Source organism: Amycolatopsis panacis, from assembly GCF_003600245.1.
Classification (GTDB): domain Bacteria; phylum Actinomycetota; class Actinomycetes; order Mycobacteriales; family Pseudonocardiaceae; genus Amycolatopsis; species Amycolatopsis sulphurea.
Genome location: NZ_QZFV01000062.1, coordinates 82,114 through 105,617, shown reverse-complemented (window position 1 = coordinate 105,617; position 23,504 = coordinate 82,114). Strand labels below are relative to the sequence as shown.

Below are 23,504 nucleotides of genomic sequence, written 5' to 3'. Positions count from 1 at the left end.
ACACACACGCGAACCGGGCCACGCCCCCCGCCTGGGGGTCCGGGGGTCACCCCCCGGGAATAATCACCACCCGATCCCCGCGAAGTTACGCCAGCAACAAGCAGGGATCGGCCAATCGGGTGGGCCCACCAGGACTTGAACCTGGGACCTCTTCGTTATCAGCGAAGCGCTCTAACCGCCTGAGCTATGGGCCCGTCGAACGGAATGGACTCTACCGGACGCCTGTTCGGCGCCCGCAACCGGGTTACTCCCGCTCGGACAGGGTGACTTCCAGGCCACCCGCCAAATCTGCCGACACGTTGTAGATGAACGCACTCACGGTGGCCAGCGCGGAAATCAGCACGATGTTGATCGCGCCGAGGATCGCCGCGATGCCGAACACCCGGCCCGCACTGATCAGAGGGTCCGCCGGGGCACTGGCGCCCTCGCCGCCGACCAGCGACGAGTACGTGCCGTTCAGCTTGTCCCAGACGCCCATACCGTCGAGCACCGTGTACAGCACGCCGACTGCGACCAGCCACACGAAGAACAGTGCGACGCCCAGCACCAGCGCCAATTTCAGCACCGACCACGGGTCGAACCGCTTGATCTGCAGGCTGGCCCGCCGCGGGCCGCGGCCGGGGCGGCGCAGCGCGCTCGGGGTGGGACGGGTGCGCCCGGCCGGCGGCACGTCGCCGCCGGCCGGCTGGTCGCCGAAGAGCGGAGCCGCCGCATGGCCGGCGGCCGAGTGGTCCTGCTCCTGCTCCGCATAGGTCGCATCCGAGGTGGCGACCCCGGTCGAGACCGTGGCCTCGGAGTCGCCGCCGTCCTTGGCGGTGCGTTGCCAGGGCGGAGTGGCCGACTTGCCGTCGGACTTGTCGGATGGTGCCACGTTGAGTCAGTCCTTACCCGTGCGTGGGGCGCCGCTCACTGCTCCGGCGCCGTCCCGTCTTCTACTGTGGTCGGCTCGTTCTCGGTCGAAGGTTCCCCGGTCGCGACGGCGGCCTCACCGCCGGGTTCCGCGGCACCTTCTTCACCATCGGTGGCGACGTCCGAGCCCTCGTCGGCGTTGCGTGCCACCGCGAGAAGAGTGGTGCCCTCCCCGAGGTTCATCAGCCGCACGCCCTTGGTCTGCCGACCGGCCTTGCGCACGTCACGCGCCGGCGTGCGGATGACTCCGCCGCTGGAGGTGATGGCGAACAGCTCGTCGTCCTCGTCGACGATGAGTGCCCCCACCAGCCTGCCACGTTTGCTGTCGTGCTGAATGGTGAGCACACCCTTGCCGCCCCGGCCCTGCACCGGGTAGTCCTCGATCGAGGTGCGCTTGCCGTACGCGCCCTCGGTCGCGACCAGCAGGTACTTGTCCTCCTTGACCACGCCGATCGCGAGCAGCTCGTCACCGTCGTTGAACCGCATGCCCAGCACGCCGGAGGTCGGCCTGCCCATCGGGCGCAGCGCCTCGTCGGTGGCGTGGAAGCGGATCGACTGGCCGCCCGCGGACACCAGCAGCAGGTCGTCCTCGGCCGCGGCGAGCACCGCGCCCATCAGCTCGTCGCCCTCGCGCAGGTTGATCGCGATCAGGCCGCCGGCGCGGTTGGAGTCGAAGTCGGTGAGTTTGGTCTTCTTCACCAGCCCGCGCTGCGTGGCGAGCACGAGGTACGGCGCCACCTCGTAGTTCGGAATCTCGATGACCTGGGCGATCTGCTCGTCCGGCTGGAAGGCCAGCAGATTCGCCACATGCTGGCCACGCGCGTTGCGGTTGGCCTCGGGCAGGTCGTAGGCCTTCGCGCGGTAGACCCGGCCCTTGTTCGTGAAGAACAGGATCCAGTCGTGCGTGGAGCACACGAAGAAGTGCTGGACGATATCGTCCTGCCGCAGCGCGGTGCCCTGCACGCCCTTGCCGCCACGCTTCTGCGAGCGGTACAGGTCGGTCTTGGTGCGCTTCGCATACCCCGTGCGGGTGATCGTGACGACGACGTCTTCCTGCGCGATCAGGTCCTCGACCGACACGTCGCCGTCGAACGGGATGATCTGGGTACGCCGGTCGTCGCCGTACTTGTCGACGATCCCCGTCAGCTCGTCGCGGACAATGGTGCGCTGCCGCTCCGGCCTCGCCAGGATGTCCTTGAGGTCGGCGATCTCCAGCTCGATCTCGGCCAGGGTGTCGATGATCTTCTGCCGTTCGAGTGCGGCCAGCCGGCGCAGCTGCATGTCCAGGATCGCGGTGGCCTGGATCTCGTCGACCTCCAGCAGCTCCATCAGCGCGGGCCGGGCCTCGTCGGCCGAGGGCGAACGCCGGATCAGCGCAATGACCTCGTCGAGCATGTCCAGCGCCTTGACCAGGCCACGCAGGATGTGGGCGCGTTCCTCGGCCTTGCGCAGCCGGAACCGGGTCCGCCGCACGATCACGTCGATCTGGTGATTGACGTAATGCCGGATGACCTGGTCCAGCCGCAGCGTGCGCGGCACCTGATCGACCAGGGCCAGCATGTTCACGCCGAAGTTCTGCTGCAGCTGGGTGTGCTTGTAGAGGTTGTTCAGCACCACCTTGGCCACCGCGTCGCGGCGCAGCGTGATCACGATCCGCATACCGGACCGGCTGTTGGACTCGTCCGCGATGTCCGAAATACCGACGACCTTGCCGTCGCGCACCAGGTGCGCGATGTTCTCCACCAGGTTGTCCGGGTTCACCTGGTACGGCAGCTCGGACACGACGAGCGTGGTGCGCCCCTTCGCGTCCTCCTCGACCTCGACCACCGCACGCATCCGGATGGAACCGCGGCCGGTGCGGTAGGCGTCTTCGATGCCGGAGGTGCCGAGGATCATCGCCTTGGTCGGGAAGTCCGGGCCCTTGATCCGCACGAGCAGCGCGGCCAGCAGCTCGTCGTCGGTGGCCTCGGGATTCTCCAGCGCCCACACCACGCCGTCGGCGACCTCGCGCAGGTTGTGCGGCGGGATGTTGGTCGCCATCCCGACCGCGATCCCGGAACTGCCGTTGACCAGCAGGTTCGGGAACCGCGACGGCAGCACGTCCGGTTCCTGGGTGCGGCCGTCATAGTTGTCGCGGAAGTCGACGGTCTCCTCTTCGATGTCGGCCAGCATCTGCATGGCCAACGGCGCGAGGCGCGACTCGGTGTTGTGGCTGACGAACCCGTCGGCGACGAAAGCGTGGTCATCGGTGTCGACCCGGATGCTGTAAACGGGCTGCACACCGGCGTCGGCGACCGACTCGACCTCAGCGTAATAGAATCGTCCGTCCACCAACGGCTCGATTACGGAGAGCACCTCGGGATTGCTGATCCGCTCGCTGATCTCCTCGCGGCGGGTCTCCCAGCGCGCAACCCGGTCGACGTTGTGCCGGCGCAGCCAGTCCTTTTCGGTCCAGCGGTCGGCGCCGTGCTCCCGGATGTAGGCACCGACGAACGGCACATGATCCGAGGACATCGCACGCGAGTCAGCGGGGATCCGGTCCAGAATCGCTTCCAGCTGTTCCTGCTTGGCACGATGGAAACCGACCCGGGTGGCGAACAGCCGGGCGTCCCGCCGGTTGCCGAGGTAGACCTTGTACTCACCGTCGGCATACTCGGTGCGCCGGGAAACGATGCCGAACTCGAGCAGCAGTTGCTGCACCTCGCGGGCCAACTGGGCGCTGGGGGTCGAGTACGAGATCTGCACCGTGTCCCGCGGCAGGACAGAGCAGGAACCGTCGCCGGTGAACAGCCCGACGAGGAACGCCTGCTTCACCGTTCGTCCGGACTTCCAAACGAACTCCGGCACCCGCTTCTGCGCACTGCGGTGCCCGGCGAGTTCGCCCAGCACGCTGGCACGCAGTGCGGTCAGGTCCTGAATGTCCAGCTCGTGGAGCATCGAACCGGACTTGATCCGGCGCCTGGCCACGTACCGGCGCCCACCGACGACCTGGTCATACGCGTCGAGCACCGCCGCGAAGAATTCTTCGTCGATGTTGGTGAAACCAGCGCGGTTCTCGGAAACAAACCCCTCGGCGACGAACGCGCCGGCCAGCATCCCCGCCGCCCATTCGCGGGCATCCGTGCCGTCGTCCAACGGCGCCTCGGTGCGCTGCAGGACCACGCGGTCACCGGGCTGTATCTCGCCGAGAAGCTTCCACAGCAGAGTCGGCACACCAAGGACGTTCGCCAGGCAGAGCACCGGATGGTTGACGGTCCCGGCCACCTCGTAGCCCTCACGGGTGGCGACCTTCAGTGTCCGGTGCTCACCGGAGTGGAACAGCATCTCCGCCCGCACAGGATCACCATTGCGATCCAGCACCTTGAGGTCGATCGGGTTGTCGCTGTTCGGCTTCGCATCCGGGACGATGTCACCGATCCGGACGGTACTTCCGTCCGCGAGTTTGATCCGCGTGCCGGCGGGGTGGCAGTACCGCATGGCGGCAGCCGGATCGTTGCCCGGCGAGCCGAAGTTGCCCTGCCCGTCGATCAGCGGGTACCGCATCGACCAGCGCTGGGCCAGCCGCACGAGTGCGTCGTAGATCGCCGAGTCGCCGTGCGGGTGGTAGTTGCCCATGACGTCGCCGACGACGCGGGAGCACTTGTTGTACCCACGGTCCGGGCGGAACCCGGAGTCGAACATGGAGTAGAGCACCCGGCGGTGCACCGGCTTGAGACCGTCGCGCACGTCCGGCAGCGCCCGGGACACGATCACGCTCATCGCGTAGTCGATGTAGGAGCGCTGCATCTCCTGCTGGATGTCGATCGGCTCGATCCGATCGCGCTCCGGCGGCAAGGTTTCGGTCACTACGGGCTCTTCTCTTCACTCGGCGGCCGGGTGGCACCGGTCCCACCGCATCGCGGACAAGTCTTTCCTCGAACCTGGCCGGTCCCGAAACACACCGGGCAGTGTTCAAGCCTGGTCATCGAGGTCTCCTACACGTCGAGGAACCGCACGTCCTTGGCGTTGCGCGTGATGAACGAACGCCGGGACTCGACGTCTTCCCCCATCAGGACCGAGAACAGGTCATCGGCCTGCGCGGCATCGTCGAGAGTGACCTTGAGCAGCAGGCGGTTGGCCGGGTCCATCGTGGTTTCCCACAGCTCCTCGGCATTCATCTCGCCGAGCCCCTTGTAACGCTGGATCGCGTCGTCCTTGGGCAGCTTCCGCCCGGCCTCGGCACCGGCCTGGATCATGCCGTCGCGTTCCTTGTCCGAATACGCGTACTCCGGCTCCGACCGCGGCCACTTGATCTTGTACAACGGCGGCTGCGCGAGATAAACATGGCCGTGTTCCACCAGCTGCGGCATGAACCGGAACAGCAGGGTGAGCAGCAGCGTCCGGATGTGCTGGCCGTCCACGTCGGCGTCGGCCATCAGCACGATCTTGTGGTAGCGCAGCTTCGAGAGGTCGAAATCGTCGTGGATGCCGGTGCCCAGCGCGGTGATCAGCGACTGGACCTCGGTGTTCTTCAGCACCCGGTCAATCCGGGCCTTCTCCACGTTGATGATCTTCCCGCGGATCGGCAGGATCGCCTGGTACATCGAGTCGCGACCCTCCTTGGCCGAACCGCCGGCCGAGTCGCCCTCCACGATGTACAGCTCGCATTCGCCCGGATCGTTCGAGCGGCAGTCCTTGAGCTTGCCGGGCAGGCCGCCGATCTCCAGCGCACCCTTGCGGCGGACCAGATCCCGGGCCTTGCGCGCGGCGAGCCGGGCCTGTGCCGAGGAGATCGACTTGTTGATGATCGTCTTGGCCTCGGTCGGGTTGCGCTCGAACCAGTCCGCGAGCCATTCGTTGGACTGCTGCTGCACGAACGTCTTGGCCTCGCTGTTGCCCAGCTTGGTCTTGGTCTGCCCCTCGAACTGCGGTTCGGCCAGCTTGATCGAGACGATCGCGGCGAGCCCCTCGCGTACGTCGTCGCCGGTCAGGTTGGCGTCCTTCTCGCGAAGCAGCTTCTTGTCGCGCGCGTACGCGTTGACCACGCGGGTGAGCGCGGCGCGGAAGCCCTCTTCGTGGGTGCCGCCCTCGTGCGTGTTGATCGTGTTCGCGAAGGTGTAGACCGACGGCGTGAACCCGGTGTTCCACTGCATCGCGACCTCGATCTCGAGGCCGGGGCCCTTCGCCTCGAAGGAGATCACGCTCGCGTGGATCGGGTCCTTGCTGCCGTTGATGTGCTTGACGAAGTCTTCCAGACCGCCCGGGTAGCAGTAGACCTTTTCCTTGACCCGGGCCTGCTTTCCCTCGGCGTCGGCCTCGGTCTCCTCGTCGGACACCCGCTCGTCGCGCAGAGACAGGGTGAGGCCCTTGTTCAGGAACGCCATCTCCTGCAGCCGGCGCGAGATGGTCTCGAAGTTGTACGTGGTGGTCTCGAAGATGTCCGAGTCCGCCCAGAAGGTGATCGAGGTTCCGGTCTCGGTGGCCGGGCCGAGGTCCTCCAGCGGGCCGGGCACCTGGTCGGTGTACAGCTGGCGCCAGCTGCGGCCGCCCACCTGGATCTCCGCCAGCAGGTTGGTGGACAGCGCGTTCACCACGGAGACGCCGACGCCGTGCAGGCCTCCGGACACCGCGTAGGAGTCGCTGTCGAACTTGCCACCCGCGTGCAGGATGGTGAGCACCACTTCGAGGGTCGGCTTCTGCTCCTTGGGGTGCAGATCGACCGGGATGCCACGGCCGTCGTCCACGACGCGGACCCCGCCGTCGGCGAGCAGGGTAACCTCGACCTTGGTGGCGAAGCCCGCCATCGCCTCGTCCACGGAGTTGTCCACCACCTCCTGGACAAGGTGGTGCAGACCGCGTTCACCGGTGGAACCGATGTACATGCCGGGACGCTTGCGGACCGCTTCGAGGCCTTCGAGCACGGTGATGGACGACGCGTTGTACTCGCTCTTGTTCTCTGTCACCGGCGCTGTTTCTCCTCGTCTCGCCCAGCGGACGTTCGATACTTCACCAGTGTACTTGGCCGCCCTCGCTCACATGCGGCAAGGACACCCCTCAGCGGGTCACAGCGGCGCGAAATCACCCCTGGCCTAGTCCGCTCGTATCCGGAGCGTCGTCACGCGGTTCTCGGGGAACTCATCCGGCCGCGACGCAACCCCGGTCAGCCGTACGTGTCACGCGGGCCGCGGCCGGGCACGTGACGCGGGCCTTTCCGCCAGCTCGGCGCGGTCGGGCCCTGGATCCGCATCCGCTTGACCACCCCGTGCCCGACTCCCGCGGCGATCTTCGCGAGCAGCTTTCCCTGAAGCAATCGCAGCTGCGTGGCCCACGCGGTGGAACTCGCGCGCACGGTCAGCTCGCCGTCCTTGAGCGTCACCGGCTGGGCGTGCTCGGCGACGTCCTCGCCGACCAGCCGCGCCCACTGCCCGAAGACTCGGGCGTTGGTCATCGTGTCCTGCCAGCCACTGTCGCTGATCAGCCGGGAGACCAGCCGGCCGAGCGGCTGTGGATCGCGGGCGTCGGCACCCGGCCCGGACCAGCGGCGACGGCGCGGGTGCTGCCCGGTGCCCCCGCCCCCGATCCGGCCACGACGCAGGTTCGGGGGCGCACCGCGTTCGCGGGCCTTCGCCTTCGCCGCTTCGAGCGCGGCGTGCGCCAGGTCGCGGCCGGTGCGAGGTTGCTCCCCAGGCGCGTGCCCGTTCGGCCCAGCGGGACCCTCACCATCAGTCACCGGACGGACGGAGTCACCTGGACTTTTCCCGGCGGCAGCGCTGTCAAGACCACCATCCGGCCGGTTCGTCACGCGCCGCGATAACCCGGGCACCGGTTTATCCACACTGTCCACAGGTTTATCCCCAGATCGATGGACGCCCGATGTGACACCAGTCACCCGGCGTGGTCGTGCTGTGCGATCAGCCACGCGTCACCTCACCGTCTGCCACCATGAACCGGGTGCCGGCCAGCTCCGCCGGGACGTCCTCGTCGACCGCCGCGGTGATGAGCACCTGTTCAGCGCCCGCGGCGACCTCCGCGAGCCGGGCCCGGCGCTTGCGGTCGAGCTCGGCGAACACATCGTCCAGCAAAAGCACCGGCTCACCCGCTTCGGCACGCAGAAGCTCGTAACTACCGAGCCGCAACGCCAGCGCGAACGACCAGGACTCACCGTGGCTCGCGTACCCCTTCGCCGGTGTTTCGCCGAGAATCAGCTCCAGCTCGTCCCGATGCGGCCCGACGAGACTGATCCCACGCTCCAGCTCGTTACGCCGTACGTCCGCCATTGCCGTCAGCAGCAGCCCACGCAACGCCTCAGGCTCCGCGCGCTCGCCACCGGGCGTGCCGTAGGACGGTGGGATCGCTTCGCCCAGCGAAGAGCGGTACGCGATCTTCACCGGCTGCGAGTCCGGCGCGACGCCCATGTACGCGTCGGCTGTGTACGGCGCAAGGTCTGCGACGAGGTTCAGCCGCGCCGCAAGCAGTTGCGCGCCTGCGACCGACAGATGGTCGTCCCACACATCGAGCGTCGACAGCGCGTACGGATCTTCGCGACCGGTACGGCGCTTGCCCGCGGTCTTGAGCAATGCGTTGCGCTGCTTCAAAACCTTCTCGTAATCCGCGCGCACACCCGCGTACCGGGGCGCGCGAAGTACGAGAAGCTCATCCATGAACCGACGTCGTTCGCTCGGGTCTCCGCGCACCAAAGCGAGATCCTCCGGAGCGAACAGCACGGTACGCAGAATGCCGAGCACGTCACGTGGTTTGCCCACGGCGCCACGGTTCACCCGCGCCCGATTGGCCCGGCCGGCAGTGATCTCAAGCTCGACCGTCAGCTCACGATCCTCGTTGACCACCGCGACCCGCACGAGCGCGCGCTCACACCCATGACGGATCAGCGGAGCATCCGTCGCGACCCGGTGCGAGCCGAGCGTCGCGACGTAACCGACCGCTTCGAGCAGGTTCGTCTTCCCCCGGCCGTTCTGGCCGACCAGCACGACCGGCCCCGGCTCCAGGGCGAGATCGGCCTGCGGCCAGGACCGGAAGTCGGTGACCTGGAGATGTCGCAGATACACGGAAGGGGACCGCGCGGGAGGCTAGCTCCCGGCCTTCTTCACCGCGTGGCCGCCGAACTGGTTGCGCAGCGCCGCCACCGCACGCATCGCGGAGGAGTCCTTCTGCCGCGAGGAGAACCGGGCGAACAACGCCGCCGACAGCACCGGCGCCGGCACCGCGTGGTTGACCGCTTCCTCCAGCGTCCACCGGCCCTCGCCGGAGTCCTCGACGTACCCTTCCAGGTCGTCCAGGTCCGGGTCCTCGTCGAGCGCGCGGACCAGCAGATCGAGCAGCCAGGAGCGGACCACGGTGCCGCGCTGCCAGCCTTTGATCACGGCCGGCACGTCTTCGACGACCTTCGACGCTTCGAGCAGCTCGAAACCCTCGGCGTAGGCCTGCATGATGCCGTACTCGATGCCGTTGTGGATCATCTTCGCGTAGTGCCCGGCACCGACCGAACCGGCGTGCGAGAAGCCCTCTTCCCGCGGGCCTTCCGGACGCAGCGTGTCGAAGATCGGCATCGCACGGGCCACATCGGACGCCGCGCCGCCGACCATCAGGCCGTAGCCGTTGTCCTTGCCCCACACCCCGCCGGACACCCCGCAGTCGAGGTAGCCGACGCCCTTGGCGGCGAGCAGGTCGGCGTTCAGCTTGTCGTCGGTGAACTTCGAGTTCCCGCCGTCGATCACCAGGTCGCCCTCGGCCATCAGCTGCCCGAGTTCGATGACTGTCTGCCGGGTCGGCTCGCCTGCGGGCACCATGATCCAGACGATGCGCGGACCGGTCAGCTTGGCCACCAGATCGGCCAGCGAGGCGGCATCGCTCACCTCGGGGTTGCGGTCGTAGCCGACCACCTCGTGCCCGGCGGCGCGCAGCCGCTCGCGCATGTTGAAACCCATCTTGCCCAGGCCGACCAGACCCAGCTGAACCATGAGAGCTCCTTGGTTGGTAAGGAAAATCCGCGGGGCGAGGGCCTGTCAGCCGGGCAGCCGGACCGGCATGAGCAGGTACAGGTACCCGGGGACGACGTTGCCCTCGGCGTCCGCGGGCTTGATCAGCGCCGGACGGTTCGGGGTGGTGAAGGTCAGCTCGGCCCGGTCGCTGTGCAGCGCGCCGAGCCCGTCGACGAGGTAACCCGGGTTGAACGCGATGGTCACCGGTTCGCCCTCGTAGTCGACCTGCAGCTCTTCCTCGGCACTGCCCTCGTCGTCGCCACCGGCGGACAGCCGCAGCGTGCCCTCGCCGAATTCGAGCCGCACCTGGGTGCCGCGCTCGGCGACCAGCGAGACGCGCTTGATCGACTCGGCGAGCGCACTGACCTCGATGACCGCGCGCGACGTGTGGTTCGCCGGCAACAGCTGGCGATACGGCGGGAACTCGGCGTCGAGCAGCCGGGTGGTCGTGTAGCGACCGGCACCGGACAGACCGAGCAGGCCGTCACCGCTGGCGAGCGCGAGCTTCACGGTGGCACCGGTGCCACCGAGCGTCTTCGCGGCTTCGGCGAGGGTGCGCGCCGGGACGAGCACCGCGGCGTCCGACAGACCCTCGGCCGGCTTCCAGGTGAACTCGCGCATGGCGAGCCGGAACCGGTCGGTGGCGACCAGTGTCAGCGATTCGCCGGAGATCTCCAACCGCATGCCAGTGAGCATGGGCAGGGTGTCGTCCTTGCCCGCGGCGGTGACGACCTGGGTCACCGCCTGGCCGAAGACATCGCCGGGCAGCTCACCCGCGTGCGCGGGCTGGGACGGCAGCTGCGGGTAGTCCTCCACCGGCATGGTGGGCAGGCTGAACCGCGCGCTGCCGCAGGTGATGGTGGCGCGGGCGCCGTCGACGGAGATCTCCACCGGCTGGGCGGGCAGCGCCTTGGTGATGTCCGCCAGGAGCCTGCCGGAGACGAGCAGCCGTCCGCCGTCGGCGATGGTCGCGGGGACGCCGACGGTGGCGGACACCTCGTAGTCGAAGCCGGAGACGGTGAGCACGTCGGATTCGCCGTCCGCACCCGCGTCGAGCAGGACTCCGCCCAGCACCGGCACCGGAGGCCGGGACGGGAGGCTTCTGGCCACCCACGCGACGGCGTCGGCGAGCCCGTCGCGCTCGACGCGGATCTTCATGCGCGCATCCTTTCGGCAACCGAGCCCCGCGGCTCGTGAAGGGTCGGTGGGTCAGCGGCCGGGAGCACCTGCGGAAGGCGTGCTCGACCGGGTCCCCTCCGGTCCGGCCTGCCCCCACGCGTGGGACGGACCGGCTGCAGGCATCCACGTTAGGCCGTCCCCAGGCCCCGCGTCACCTCGGCCTCCCCTTGACTTTGTCGACAAGACGACAGCCCTGCCGACTTGTCCCCAACTTCGTCCATCGCCTGTTTTTGTTCTGTTCTCTCTTTCACAAGATCTAAGAGCAGTAGCAGTAGTAGGGGCTGTGGATTGTGTGGACAGAGCTCGTTCGCGCAGGTGGCTGGGCGCGTCGGGCTGTGGAGTTCCCTGGTGGTGGATCGGTGGATGAATCGGCCGACCGGTGGATGGTTTCGGGCCTCCCCCGATTCATCCACAGTCTGGCCAAGTTGTCCCCATGGTTGTCCCCAGGTGTGTGCCGAGTTGTACCCAGGCTCTGTGGGTGTCCACCGCGGTCCGAATCGCCCTGGTGAGTGACAGGCCACAGCTGGGGACAAAATGTGGGCAACCTGGGGATTCCCGGTGGATAGAGCTGGGGACAACCTGTGGATTCAGTGTGGGTGCAATGTGGACGGATTTCAATCCGTGCTGGTGACGGATCCGTTGAAGCTGTGGGCAATCTACTCACACCCTGGGGAAAACCCCTTGTGTATCAATGGGTTTCGGCCGGTTGATTCGTGCTGCGTACGCGCGCGTACGCAGTTTCGTGTACGTACGCAGCACGAAGCTGTTGTGAGCAAAGGAAAAGCGCCTTCACGGCGCGTCGAGTTGCAACAGGTCTAGGCGCGCGTACGGCGGCCGGATATGACACGGCGCTCGCTGGGGATGGGTTGAGATCGAACCGGTCAAGCGTCACCACAGCCGCCGCCGGCCGGGTTACGGAGCTACTGACTCATGGACAAAAAAGAGCTGCTGGAGCCGTATACGACGGATCCAGCAGCTCAGTAGCGACCAGCGAGCTACTGCCGAGCCCGCTGCTTGATCCGGGAGGTCAGCTCCTGCACCTGGTCGTAAATCCGCCGCCGCTCGGCCATCTCCTTGCGGATCTTCTTGTCCGCGTGCATGACCGTGGTGTGGTCCCGGCCGCCGAAGGTCTGCCCGATCTTCGGCAGCGACATATCGGTCAGCTCGCGGCACAGGTACATCGCGATCTGCCGGGCGGTGGCCAGCGCCTTCGTCTTGCCCGGCCCGCACAGATCCTCAAGCGTCACGTCGAAGAACTCGGCCGTGACCCCCATGATCGTCGGCGCGGTGATCTCCGGCGCGTGCGAATCGGGGATCAGCTCGCGCAGCACGATCTCGGAGAGACCGACGTCCACCGGCTGCTGGTTCAGCGAGGCGAACGCGGTGACGCGGATGAGCGCGCCCTCCAGCTCCCGGATGTTCGCCTCGACCCGGGAGGCGATGAACTCCAGCACGTCGCCCGGCACCGCGAGCCGGTCCTGCGCCGCCTTCTTCCGCAGGATCGCGATCCGCGTCTCCAGGTCGGGCGGCTGGATGTCGGTGATCAAACCCCACTCGAACCGGGTACGCAGCCGGTCCTCCAGCGTCTCCAGCCGCTTCGGCGGCCGGTCGGAGGAGACCACGATCTGCTTGTTCGCGTTGTGCAGGGTGTTGAACGTGTGGAAGAACTCCTCCTGCGTGCCTTCCTTGCCCTCCAGGAACTGGATGTCGTCGACGAGCAGGATGTCGATGTCCCGGTAGCGTCGCTGGAAGGCGACCTTGCGGTCGTCCCGCAGTGAGTTGATGAAGTCGTTGGTGAATTCCTCGGTGGACACGTACCGCACCCGCATCCCGGGGAACAGCCGCTGCGCGTAGTGCCCGACCGCGTGCAGCAGATGCGTTTTGCCCAGCCCGGACTCGCCCCAGATGAACAGCGGGTTGTACGCGCGCGCCGGCGCCTCCGCCACAGCCACCGCGGCGGCGTGCGCGAACCGGTTCGACGCTCCGATGACGAACGTGTCGAGGGTGTACTTCTCGTTCAACTTCGTCTTCGACGTCTGCGGCTGCGCGGGCGCGGTGTAGGGCTGCCCGGCGATCGGCTGCCCGGAGAACGTGGGCCAGATCTCGTGCACCGCGGCGAGGGCTTCGCCCTCTTCGTCCACTTCTTCGTCGGTGTCCTCGGCGTCCTCCGGGGACGGCTTCGGCGGCTCGTGCCGCGACGGAGGCAGGCCATTCCCGTCAACCGGCGCGCGCGGCGGCACCACCGACGGCGCGGGACTCTCCGGGCGTACGGCGTCGACGCGCCCGTTGTCCGGACGCACGCTGTCGAGGCGCACCTGATCGGGGCCAGGACCGTCGAAATGGCCGTTGGTCTCGTTTTCCACCCTCGCGGGTGACGGTACATAGCGGGGTGCGGGCGCGACGGTCTCGGTGCTGTCCACCTTCACCGCGAGCGACACGGGCCGCCCGAGCCGCCGCGACAGCGCGTCGGTGATCGATGTGCGCAGGGCGCGCTCGATGGCTTCCTTCGCGAAATCACTGGGCGCGGCGAGCAGCGCGGTGCCGTCGAGCAGGCCGATCGGCCGGGTCACTCGCATCCAGGCCCGCTGCTGCGGGGAGAGCGTGCCGTCGGACAGCTCCCGCACCACCTGCTCCCAGATGACACCTAGATTGTGCTGGTGCTCGGACACCGGTCTGACTCCCCTCCCCTCGTCGGCGTTACGCCCGGTCCAGCCCCAGCACGCCCTCGAGCGTCATCCTGGCCCGGTCCGCACGACGGCACAGCGATATCCACATAGTTGTCCACAGCTGTGCACTAATGTACGGCTGCCCGCAGCCACGCCACTTACGGGCTCGACGTTCACGCCGGGTGCCTCCACACCCATGGCGCCGAGCGTCGGTGACGACCTGGCGTTCACCCCGTCCGGCGGCCTGAAAGAGGCACGCTAACAAGCCCCCGTCGTTGCCACAAGGCGTGGTGCCGCGCAAGCATTTCACGGTGTACGGCGTGTTGCCATTCGGTACCGCGGTGTGCCGGAGCCCTGGCGCGATGCGCTGGTCGCAATGCGTGGCGGAGGGGGTGGCTGCATGACTCTCGAAGGGGGTGCGTACCCTCGTAAGGTCTCCCGTAAGCGACGGGTGCGTTTCGCGTGCCCACGTATGTCGTCGCTCGTCGTGACGAGGCCACACGTTGGTAGGAGACACCAGAGACTGCCGTGCGACCCGCACGACATGCCGGGCGCCGGGGAAATGACCGTCGCCCGACGGCCGAGACACAGGAGAAGCAGTGAGCAAGGGCAAGCGCACCTTCCAGCCGAACAACCGTCGTCGCGCGCGGACCCACGGTTTCCGCCTGCGCATGCGCACTCGTGCGGGCCGGTCCATCCTGGCGGCTCGCCGTCGCAAGGGCCGCGCCGCGCTGTCCGCCTGATCCGGCCGCCGAGACGCGCCGTGCTGCCCGCTGCCGCACGTCTGCGGCGGAGTGCGGACTTCCGGGTCGTCCTCCGCCGGGGATCCCGGGCAGGCAAACGCCGCCTCGTCGTCCATGCGTTGACCACGGACCCGCCCGTGGCCACACCTGCTGTGGCCAGGGCGGGTTTTGTGGTGAGCAAGGCCGTCGGCAACTCGGTGGTCCGCCACCGCGTCACCCGCCGGCTGCGACATCTCGTTTCGGCCCGGCTCGGAACCCTGCCCGAGGGCAGCACGTTGGTCGTACGGGCATTACCTCCGGCGGCGTCCGCTTCGAGCGCGGAACTCGGCGCCGATCTCGATGCGGCGCTGCGCCGGCTCGGCCTCGGGCCGTCCAGCGGCCCGGCCCGGGATGGTGCTCCCCGGCAGCCGCGTCAGCAGGGCGCGGGCCCCGAACACGGATCAGCGGTGTAACCGGCCATGCACGCCACCCCCGAGCACGACGCCACCGGAGGTACCGAGGAGGCCAGCCCTCCCCGACCCGGACCGGTCGCCTGGGTGCTTCTCCTGCCCGTCCGGTTCTATCGCAAGGCGATTTCGCCGTATCTCCCACCAGCTTGCCGGTTCTACCCGAGCTGCAGCGCGTACGCAGTCGAAGCCCTGACCCGTCATGGCGCGGCCCGCGGCTCCTACCTCGCGCTGCGCCGGTTGTTGCGCTGCGGCCCGTGGACCCCGCCCGGCCGCGACCCGGTGCCCGAGAAGTTCTCGTGGCGACGCCGCAAGCCTGAAACACCGATCGAGGAGTAGCTCAGTGCTCGATTTCATCTACTACCCTGTGTCCTTCATCTTGTGGTGTTGGCACAAGGTCTTCGGGTTCGTCTTCGGGGAGTCGTCGGCGGTCGCCTGGATCCTCGGCATCATCTTCCTCACGTTCACCGTCCGCGGCATCATGTTCAAGCCGTTCGTGAACCAGGTCCGGTCGATGAAGAAGATGCAGGACTTCGCGCCGGAGATGAAGAAGATCCAGAAGAAGTACGCGAACGACCGGCAGCGCCAAGCGCAGGAGATGCAGAAGCTCCAGCGCGAACACGGCGTGAACCCGCTCGGCAGCTGCCTTCCGATGGTCCTGCAGATCCCGGTGTTCATCGGCCTGAACCACGTGCTGAGGGCGTTCACCATGCCTCCGCCCGGCGGCGGGCCGAAGACCGAGAACTACTTCTTCAGCCAGCACGACGTCAACTCGTATGTGAGCGCCAAGCTCTTCGGTGTCAACCTCGGTGAAGCGGTCAACAACGGTGTCGGCGCGATTTCCGGTGGCATCGCCAACGGCGGCTGGCACTGGAACGTGCTTCCGGTCGCCCTGCCGCTGATGATCATCGCCTCGATCGCCACGCACCTCACCGCCCGGCACTCGGCCGCCCGGCAGAGCGCCGCGGCCACCGGTACCGCGCAGACGGCGATCATGAACAAGCTGACGATGTACGTCTTTCCTTTCGGCGTGCTCGTCTTCGGTGCGTTCTTCCCGCTCGGCCTGCTCTTCTACTGGCTGGCGAACAACGGCTGGACGCTCATGCAGCAGCGCTTGGTCTACACCCGGATCGACAAGGAAGAGGCGACCCGCAAGGCGGAGGCAGCGGAGAAACGTGCCTCGCTCGGCCCGAAGCCGGGACAGAAGCCGACCGCACCGAAGGTCGGGCAGAAGCCGGTGCAGCAGAAGAAGGGCCAGCAGTCAGGTCAGCAGCGCAAGGTGACCAAGGCCGGATCGGCGCACGGTTTCGCGCAGACCGCGCCCTCCGGCGACAAGTCCGGCGGCGGCTCGAACACCAAGCCCGCGGAGAAGGCGACCGGTGGCACTCCCGAGGAGAAGACCTCGGAGTCGAAGGTCAGCGCAAAGCCGGCGGACCAGACCTCGGCGAACCAGACCAACGGAGCCAACGGGAACGGCGCACCCGGGCTCATCAAGAACTCGACGAAGAAGTCGGGCCGGAAGCGTCGCTGACGCCGAACCGGTTCGGAGAGGAGACGAAAGATGTCGGAGACGGTCGACACGATCGACGCCGAACAGAAGGACGGAGCCGAGGCGGCGGAAGCGGCCGAAGCCAAGCCGGGCGGTGACGACGACTCTCTCGTGCGGGAGGGAGACATCGCCGGGGACTACCTGGAGCGCTTGCTGGACCTGCTCGACTACGACGGCGACATCGACCTCGATGTGGAAGCCGGACGTGCGATAGTCAGCATCGACGGCGGTGAGGATCTGGAGAAGCTCGTCGGCCCGCGCGGCACCGTGCTCGAGTCGCTGCAGGAGCTGACTCGGCTGGCGGTGCAGCAGGAGACCGGTTCACGAAGCAGGCTCATGCTGGACATCGCGAACTGGCGAGCCGACCGCCGGGCGGAACTGAAGGAGCTCGGCCGGTCCACGGCGGAGTCGGTGCAGGCGAACGGTGAGCGGGTTCGCCTGCAGCCGATGAGCCCGTTCGAGCGCAAGGTCGTGCACGACGCGGTCGCCACGGTCGACGGCGTGACGAGCGAGAGTGAGGGCGAGGACCCGAAGCGCCGAGTGGTGATTTTCCCCGAGGACTGATCGTCAGCGCGAAGCACTGAGCCGAAGCGGCCCACCGGTTGAATCCGGTGGGCCGCTTTGTGTTCGGTGCACCAGGCGCGGTCGCTTCGGCGGAGGCGAATTACACGCATGGTGTTTCACGTGAAACGGGTGTGGACAGCTCAGCTCGCCGAGTGGACTTGTCCACAGATGCGGTCTGTCGGCTCGATTTGCCCCGGGCATCAGGGACAATCAACGGGGTGCGTTTCACGTGAAACGCGCAGAGCGAGGAGTGAACGTAGTGAGCTTGGACGGCGCCACCGGGACGGTCCGGACCGCGGCGGTGGAGGTGTTCGGAGAGCGCGTCGACCAAGCCGCCCGGTATGTCGATCTGCTGGCGACCCACGGCGTGGAGCGCGGCCTGATCGGGCCGCGCGAGGTCGAACGGCTGTGGGATCGGCACGTGCTGAACTCGGCTGTGATCGGTGAACACATCCCGGAGGGCGCCCGGGTGGTCGATGTCGGTTCGGGTGCGGGGCTTCCGGGCGTGCCGCTGGCGATTGCCCGACCGGACCTCGCTATCGTTCTCCTGGAACCCATGGCTCGCCGGGTTGACTGGTTGGCCGAGGTCGCCGAGAAGCTGGAACTCCCGATCACCATCGTCCGTGGACGCGCGGAGGAACGATCCGTGCGCGAGCAGCTGGACGGCGCCGACGTCGTCACCGCTCGCGCGGTCGCTCCTCTGGCTCGGCTTGCGGGCTGGTGCCTTCCCCTGGTTCGAGCCGAAGGCAGGCTGGTCGCCCTCAAAGGTGCCAGCGCTGCCGAAGAGATCGAACGGGACCGCGACGCAGTACGTAAGGCCGGCGGTGCCGAACCAGTGCTCGCCGAGTGCGGGAAAGCAGTACTTGAGGTGCCCAGCACGGTGGTGCTCATTCGTCGTCTATCGCCGAAGCCGACTCGGCCACGTGGCAGGCGGCGCTAGCGAACGAGAACAGCCGCGAAGTTCCACGTGAAACAACGCGGTTCGAACGCCCACGAATCGTCTATCAGGAGGAGGTGTCGAGACCGGTGAATCCCCCGCCGTCCGACCCCGCGGAGACCGGCCATGAGTTGGGCTGGACCCCGATTGCCGAGGAAGCCGTCCGAGCTGCGAGCGTGCTGCACCCCAAGGAGGGCGCGCTCCCTCGACCCGCACGTCGCCGGGTGCTCACGGTCGCCAACCAGAAGGGCGGCGTCGGCAAGACGACGAGCACCGTCAATCTCGCCGCCGCGCTGGCGGTGCACGGGTTGAAGACGCTCGTGATCGACCTCGACCCACAGGGCAACGCCAGCACCGCGCTCGACATCGACCACCGGTCCGGAACGCCGTCGATCTACGAGGTGCTGATCGGTGAGGTGTCGCTCGCCGAGGCAGCCGCGAACAGTGCGCAGTCGCCGAATCTCTTCTGCGTCCCCGCGACGATCGATCTGGCCGGCGCGGAGATCGAGCTGGTCTCCATGGCGAACCGGGAGACCCGGCTGAAGGAAGCGCTGTCCGCGGAGGTGCTCGACCAGATCGGCGTCGACTACGTCCTCATCGACTGCCCGCCGTCCCTTGGCCTGCTCACCGTCAATGCGATGGTGGCCGCACAAGAAGTGCTGATCCCGATCCAGTGCGAGTACTACGCGCTGGAAGGTCTGGGGCAGCTGCTGAGCAACATCGAACTCGTGCAGCAGCACCTCAACCGTGAACTCAGCGTCTCCACGATTCTGCTCACCATGTACGACGGCCGCACGAAGCTGGCCGACCAGGTGACGAACGAGGTCCGGAACCACTTCGGGGAGACCGTGCTGAAGACCGTCATCCCGCGCAGCGTGAAGGTGTCCGAGGCGCCCGGCTACGGCCAGACCGTGCTCTCGTACGACCCGGGCTCGCGGGGGGCGATGAGCTATCTCGATGCGGCGAAGGAACTCGCGGAGCGTGGCGCGAATGAGAAGAGGAGTACCAGCGCATGACTGAGCGCAGAGGAGGGCTCGGGCGTGGCCTCGCGGCCCTGATCCCGACCGGGCCGCCTACCCCGGCCCCCTCCCCCGGTGACAAGGCCGTTGCCGCCGCACCAGAGTCCCATGAGGACAAGGGCTGGTTCGCGGCGAACGGCGCGGCGAGTTCGCACGGCGGCGAGGTCGCCGGTGCGGTCTACCGCGAGATCCCGGTCAGCTCGGTCAAACCGAATCCGAAGCAGCCCCGCCAGGTTTTCGACGAGGAAGCGCTCGCCGAGCTCGAACACTCCATCCGGGAGTTCGGGCTCATGCAGCCGATCGTCGTGCGCGAGCTCAGCGACGGCGAGTACGAGCTCGTCATGGGCGAGCGGCGGCTGCGTGCGTCGCAGCAGGCGGAGCTGGAGGCGATCCCCGCGATCGTCCGGCAGACCGCCGACGAGTCGATGCTGCGCGACGCGTTGCTGGAGAACATCCACCGGGTCCAGCTGAACCCACTCGAAGAAGCGGCGGCGTACCAGCAGCTGCTCGACGAGTTCGCGGTGACGCACGAAGAGCTGGCTGGCCGGATCGGGCGGAGCCGTCCGGTCATCACGAACACCATCCGGTTGCTCAAGCTTCCCTTGCCCGTCCAGCGGCGGGTGGCCGCCGGGGTGCTGTCGGCCGGGCATGCTCGGGCTTTGCTGTCCCTGGATGATCCGGAAAGCCAGGAAGAACTGGCCGCCCGGATCGTTGCGGAAGGCATGTCGGTGCGTGCCACCGAAGAAGCCGTCACGTTGAAGAAGAGCGAGAAGCCGGCCAAACCGAAGGCCGCTCCCCGCAAGCCGATCCAGGCGCCCGGATTGCAGGAACTCGCGAACCGGCTCTCGGATCGTTTCGACACTCGGGTGAAGGTCGACCTCGGCCGCCGGAAGGGCCGGATCGTGCTCGAGTTCGGCTCGGTCGATGATCTCGAACGCATCGTCGGGCTCATCGATGCGAACTCGCGGGAAAAACCGGCGAAAAAGGACGAGAAAACCGACTAGGGAACACCCACGGTCATTTCGTCACGGTGATGATTGCGCAGCGACGCGCCTGGCAACACGCTGCGTGGTTGCTCCGGTGGTCGCGAAATTCGGCCCCGGAGCAGAGGGACGACGGACTAGTTCCGTCGTGCCGTCAGGGTCAGTGGCTCCGCGCGACCGCGCGCGCAACGAGGTCTGCGAACACCGAGCCGAGCGATTTGCCCGCCGCCTCGACCGCCATCGGGACCGTGGACGTCTCGGTGAGCCCGGGTGACAGGTTTACCTCAAGGAAGTGCACGGTGCCGTCCGAAGTGATCACAGCGTCCGTGCGGGAGATGTCGCGCAGCCCGAGCCACCGGTGCGCGGCGACCGCGAGTTTGCTGACCGCCTTTGCCGCCTCGTCGGAGATCCTGGCCGGTGTGAAGAAATCCGTGAGGCCGGCGGTGTAGCGCGCGGCGTAGTCGTAGATGCCGCTCTCCGGCACGATCTCGACCGCCGGCAGCGCCTCGGCTCCGTCCTCGCCCTCGATGACCGTGACAGCCACCTCGACGCCGTCGATGAACCGCTCGGCAAGCACCGTGTCGCCGTAGGCGAAGCAGCCCACCATCGCGGCCGGCAGCTCCGAGGCTTCCCGTACGACCTGCGTGCCCAGCGCCGAACCACCTTGGTCGGGCTTCAGAATCAGCGGCAACCCGAGCCGGTCCACCATCGCGTCGAGCACCGACTGTGCACCCAGCTCCCGGAAAGTGCTGTGCGGCAACACAATCCACTCCGGTGTGGCGAACCCGGCCTGCTGGACGAACGCCTTCGCGGTCGGCTTGTCCCAGGCCCGGCGGCAACCCTGCGAGCTGGTGCCGACGAACGGCACGTCGAGCATCTCGAGCACGGTCTGCACCGAACCGTTCTCGCCTTCCCCGCCGTGCAGCGCGACGACCACGGCGTCCGGCCGCTGGGTGCGCAGCCGCTCCAGCAACCCGGCGTCGGTGTCCCACTCGTCCACCGTGAGCCCTTCGGCACGCAACGCGGCCGACAGCCGCCGTCCGGAACGGAGCGAGACGTCCCGCTCGTGGGAAAGCCCGCCGGCGAGCACGGCAACGGTACGGTCGACCACCGTGGGAACTCCTTAGTGTTGCGGGGCCGGTCAGACCGTGTCCGGAGACGGGGTCTCGGGGCCCGGGATGGTGCGTGCCCTCACGCTACCGAAAGTGCGGCCAAGGTCCATTTCGGACTCCAGCACCGTGGCCAGGCGTCGCACGCCCTCCCGGATCCGCTCCGGCGTCGGGTAGCAGTAGGACAGGCGCATCTGGCGCGAGCCGAGCCCGTCGGCGTAGAAGCCGGTGCCCGACGCGTACGCCACGCGCGCGGTGACCGCCCGCGGCAGCATTGCTTTGGTGTCAACACTTTCCGGCACGGTGACCCAGACGTAGAAGCCACCTTCAGGTTGCGTCCAGGAGCAGCCCGCGGGCAGGTACTGCTGCAGCGCGGACAGCATCGCGTCGCGGCGCTCGCGATAGTTCTCGCGGAACTTCTTGATCTGGCCCTTCCAATCGTGCGACGCGAGGTAGCGGGACACGATCATCTGGTTGAACGTCGGCGGGCACAGTGTGGCCGATTCCGCTGCCAGCACGAGCTTTTCGCGCACCGCGTGCGGAGCGAGCACCCAGCCGACCCGCAGCCCCGAGGCGAACGTTTTGGAGAACGAACCGAGGTACACCACGTTGTCGGGGTCGAGCGAACGCAGCGCGGGGTAGATCTGCCCGTCGAAGCCGAGCAGCCCGTACGGGTTGTCCTCGACGATCAGCACACCGTGCTCGCGGCAGATCTCCACGATCTCCGCCCGCCGCTCGATGGCCAGCGTGACGCCCGCCGGATTGTGGAAATTCGGGATGGTGTAAAGGAATTTGACCCGTTGGCCGGCCTTTTCCGCCTGCCGCAGCGCTTCCCGTAACCCCTCGGGCACGAGCCCCTGATCGTCCATCGCGACGTGCACGACGTTGGCCTGGTACGCGGAGAACGAACCGAGCGCGCCGACATACGAAGGGCCTTCGGCGATCACCACGTCGCCCGGATCGCAGAACAGCCGGGTCACCATGTCCAGGCCCATCTGGGAACCGACCGTGATCACGACGTCGTCCGGGTGTGCCTTGACGCCCTCGAGCGCCATGATTTCGCAGATCTGGTCACGCAGCGCAGGCACACCGTGCGCGGACCCGTACTGCAGCGCGACGAGCCCCTCCTCCGCGATGATCTCGCCGACCTGCGCGGACAGCGTGTCGAGCGGAAGAGCGGCCAGGTTCGGCATGCCACCGGCGAGCGAGACGACCTCCGGTCGGCTGGCCACTGCGAAGAGCGCGCGGATCTCGGATGCGGTCATCCCGGCGGTGCGTGCTGCGTACCGCTCGAGGTGCGGGTCGAGATTGTGACGGCCGGTCTGCGGCTTGGCGGGGCGGTTCTCGGTCATCGGACACCTGAGGGCTCGGCGGTACCTGCTGGTAGATCCATCGAGTGTAACGGCGACCTCTTCCGGATCCCCGGTCTTCCGGCTCTTGTCACATCGGCCTATCCTCGTGGTGGTTCTTCCGGTGCCGCCTGCGCTCTCGCCGGCGTCGAGACGGGATTCGTGCTCCGAACAGGGTCAAGGGAGGTTTCGGGTGTCGCGTCGCGTGGTGGGCGTCACACTGGACAACCTTGAGCACCTGCCCAAGAGCTGCCGGCAGTGCGTTTACTGGGAAGTCGCGCCGCACCTGAAGGAACAGGCCGAGGAGTACGGCGCCACTGAGGTGGAGAAAGAGGCCTGGGTGTCCAGCGTGCTGCTGGAATGGGGCTCCTGCGGCCGGATCGTCTACAGCGACACGCTCCCGGTCGGCTTCGTGCTCTACGCGCCGCCGAACGCGGTCCCCCGCGCACTGGCTTTCCCGACGTCGCCGCCCAGCGCCGACGCTGTCCTGCTCACTGCATTCCAGGTCCTCCCCGAATTCCGCGGCGGCGGCCTGGGCCGGATGCTGGTCCAGGCCGTGGCGAAGGACCTGACCAAACGAGGCGTCCGCGCCATCGAGGCCTTCGGCGACGCCCAGCCCGACGACCCGGACCCACTGGGCGGCCATGCCTGCGTCCTCCCGGCAGCTTTCCTGCAGAGCGTCGGCTTCAAAACCGTGCGCCCGCACCCGCGGTACCCCCGCCTCCGCCTGGAACTCCGCTCGGCGATCACCTGGAAAGAAGACGTCGAAGCCGCCCTCGAACGCCTCCTGGGCCAGGTAACCATCACCACCGCCGAACCCAGCCTCGGCCGCGCCTGACTCTGGTTTCCCCAGCCGCCACCCCCGCTGCTCGGTCACTCTCCGTGCTCGCCATCCCGCTACCCCCATGCCTCCGAAACCCTCCCCCGCCACGCCCTGCCTCCCCTCCTTTTCTCGTGCTGCCCACCCGTATCGCCCGAGGTCAACCCACCCCCACCCACGCAGCACCCAACCTGTCCGCAACCTCACTCGCGCAGGTCCCCCTCCACCCCGCAATACCCACAATCCCGCACCT

19 protein-coding genes and 1 tRNA gene are annotated in these 23,504 nt (G+C 67.6%); 9 read left to right on the top strand and 11 right to left on the bottom strand.

The window, feature by feature from the left end; all coding sequences use genetic code 11:
• Positions 1 to 120: 120 nt before the first annotated feature.
• The 9 genes from D5S19_RS06025 to dnaA all read right to left on the bottom strand — a co-directional run bounded on the left by D5S19_RS06025 (position 121) and on the right by dnaA (position 13,735).
• Positions 121 to 194, bottom strand: a tRNA-Ile gene (locus D5S19_RS06025).
• 50 nt (positions 195 to 244) lie between these two features.
• Positions 245 to 871 carry a DUF3566 domain-containing protein gene (locus D5S19_RS06020; protein WP_120022321.1) on the bottom strand — a complete coding sequence of 209 codons (627 nt, stop codon included), beginning with the start codon at positions 869 to 871 and terminating at the stop codon, positions 245 to 247.
• A 35-nt stretch (positions 872 to 906) separates the two neighbouring features.
• Positions 907 to 4,755, bottom strand: a complete 3,849-nt coding sequence (gene gyrA, locus D5S19_RS06015) for an intein-containing DNA gyrase subunit A (RefSeq protein WP_120022320.1) — start codon at positions 4,753 to 4,755, stop codon at positions 907 to 909.
• A gap of 128 nt (positions 4,756 to 4,883) precedes the next feature.
• Positions 4,884 to 6,851 (bottom strand): DNA topoisomerase (ATP-hydrolyzing) subunit B, encoded by a 1,968-nt coding sequence (gene gyrB, locus D5S19_RS06010; protein WP_120022319.1) that lies wholly within the window; start codon positions 6,849 to 6,851, stop codon positions 4,884 to 4,886.
• Positions 6,852 to 7,048: 197 nt separating this feature from the next.
• Positions 7,049 to 7,618 carry a DciA family protein gene (locus D5S19_RS06005; RefSeq protein ID WP_120022318.1) on the bottom strand — a complete coding sequence of 190 codons (570 nt, stop codon included), beginning with the start codon at positions 7,616 to 7,618 and terminating at the stop codon, positions 7,049 to 7,051.
• A gap of 181 nt (positions 7,619 to 7,799) precedes the next feature.
• The gene (recF, locus tag D5S19_RS06000) at positions 7,800 to 8,954 is read right to left on the bottom strand and encodes a DNA replication/repair protein RecF (protein ID WP_120022317.1); all 1,155 of its coding nucleotides are present in this window, start codon (positions 8,952 to 8,954) and stop codon (positions 7,800 to 7,802) included.
• 21 nt (positions 8,955 to 8,975) lie between these two features.
• On the bottom strand, positions 8,976 to 9,866 hold the full coding sequence (gene gnd / locus D5S19_RS05995; protein ID WP_120022316.1) for a phosphogluconate dehydrogenase (NAD(+)-dependent, decarboxylating): 891 nt from the start codon (positions 9,864 to 9,866) through the stop codon (positions 8,976 to 8,978).
• A gap of 45 nt (positions 9,867 to 9,911) precedes the next feature.
• Complete coding sequence (gene dnaN / locus D5S19_RS05990) at positions 9,912 to 11,045, bottom strand: DNA polymerase III subunit beta (protein WP_120022315.1); 1,134 nt, start codon at positions 11,043 to 11,045, stop codon at positions 9,912 to 9,914.
• Between the two features lie 1,016 nt (positions 11,046 to 12,061).
• Positions 12,062 to 13,735 (bottom strand): chromosomal replication initiator protein DnaA, encoded by a 1,674-nt coding sequence (gene dnaA / locus D5S19_RS05985; protein WP_120022314.1) that lies wholly within the window; start codon positions 13,733 to 13,735, stop codon positions 12,062 to 12,064.
• A 596-nt stretch (positions 13,736 to 14,331) separates the two neighbouring features.
• Here dnaA and rpmH point away from each other — a divergent pair.
• The 8 genes from rpmH to D5S19_RS05945 all read left to right on the top strand — a co-directional run bounded on the left by rpmH (position 14,332) and on the right by D5S19_RS05945 (position 19,994).
• Entirely contained in the window at positions 14,332 to 14,475 is a 144-nt protein-coding gene (rpmH, locus tag D5S19_RS05980; protein ID WP_120022313.1) for a 50S ribosomal protein L34, read from the top strand.
• Positions 14,476 to 14,495: 20 nt separating this feature from the next.
• Positions 14,496 to 14,927: a ribonuclease P protein component gene (rnpA, locus tag D5S19_RS05975; RefSeq protein ID WP_120022312.1), complete on the top strand. Its 432-nt coding sequence runs from the start codon at positions 14,496 to 14,498 to the stop codon at positions 14,925 to 14,927.
• A gap of 6 nt (positions 14,928 to 14,933) precedes the next feature.
• Positions 14,934 to 15,260, top strand: coding sequence for a membrane protein insertion efficiency factor YidD (yidD, locus tag D5S19_RS05970; protein WP_120022311.1), 327 nt, complete (start codon positions 14,934 to 14,936; stop codon positions 15,258 to 15,260).
• 4 nt (positions 15,261 to 15,264) lie between these two features.
• Positions 15,265 to 16,452, top strand: a complete 1,188-nt coding sequence (yidC, locus tag D5S19_RS05965; RefSeq protein WP_120022310.1) for a membrane protein insertase YidC — start codon at positions 15,265 to 15,267, stop codon at positions 16,450 to 16,452.
• Positions 16,453 to 16,482: 30 nt separating this feature from the next.
• Positions 16,483 to 17,034, top strand: a complete 552-nt coding sequence (locus D5S19_RS05960) for a Jag family protein (protein WP_120022309.1) — start codon at positions 16,483 to 16,485, stop codon at positions 17,032 to 17,034.
• 259 nt (positions 17,035 to 17,293) lie between these two features.
• Positions 17,294 to 17,974: a 16S rRNA (guanine(527)-N(7))-methyltransferase RsmG gene (gene rsmG, locus D5S19_RS05955; protein ID WP_120022308.1), complete on the top strand. Its 681-nt coding sequence runs from the start codon at positions 17,294 to 17,296 to the stop codon at positions 17,972 to 17,974.
• Between the two features lie 86 nt (positions 17,975 to 18,060).
• A complete protein-coding gene (locus D5S19_RS05950; RefSeq protein ID WP_120022307.1) occupies positions 18,061 to 18,987 on the top strand; it encodes a ParA family protein in 927 nt (308 codons plus the stop codon).
• A complete protein-coding gene (locus tag D5S19_RS05945; RefSeq protein ID WP_120022306.1) occupies positions 18,984 to 19,994 on the top strand; it encodes a ParB/RepB/Spo0J family partition protein in 1,011 nt (336 codons plus the stop codon). The genes D5S19_RS05950 and D5S19_RS05945 overlap by 4 nt, the downstream gene beginning before the upstream one ends.
• A 139-nt stretch (positions 19,995 to 20,133) precedes the next feature.
• Here D5S19_RS05945 and D5S19_RS05940 read toward each other — a convergent pair whose 3' ends face one another.
• The gene (locus D5S19_RS05940) at positions 20,134 to 21,084 is read right to left on the bottom strand and encodes a D-alanine--D-alanine ligase family protein (RefSeq protein ID WP_120022305.1); all 951 of its coding nucleotides are present in this window, start codon (positions 21,082 to 21,084) and stop codon (positions 20,134 to 20,136) included.
• A gap of 30 nt (positions 21,085 to 21,114) precedes the next feature.
• Entirely contained in the window at positions 21,115 to 22,434 is a 1,320-nt protein-coding gene (locus D5S19_RS05935) for an aminotransferase-like domain-containing protein (protein WP_120022304.1), read from the bottom strand.
• 190 nt (positions 22,435 to 22,624) lie between these two features.
• Here D5S19_RS05935 and D5S19_RS05930 point away from each other — a divergent pair, with 190 nt between their 5' ends.
• The gene (locus D5S19_RS05930; protein ID WP_120022303.1) at positions 22,625 to 23,269 is read left to right on the top strand and encodes a GNAT family N-acetyltransferase; all 645 of its coding nucleotides are present in this window, start codon (positions 22,625 to 22,627) and stop codon (positions 23,267 to 23,269) included.
• Positions 23,270 to 23,504 lie beyond the last annotated feature (235 nt).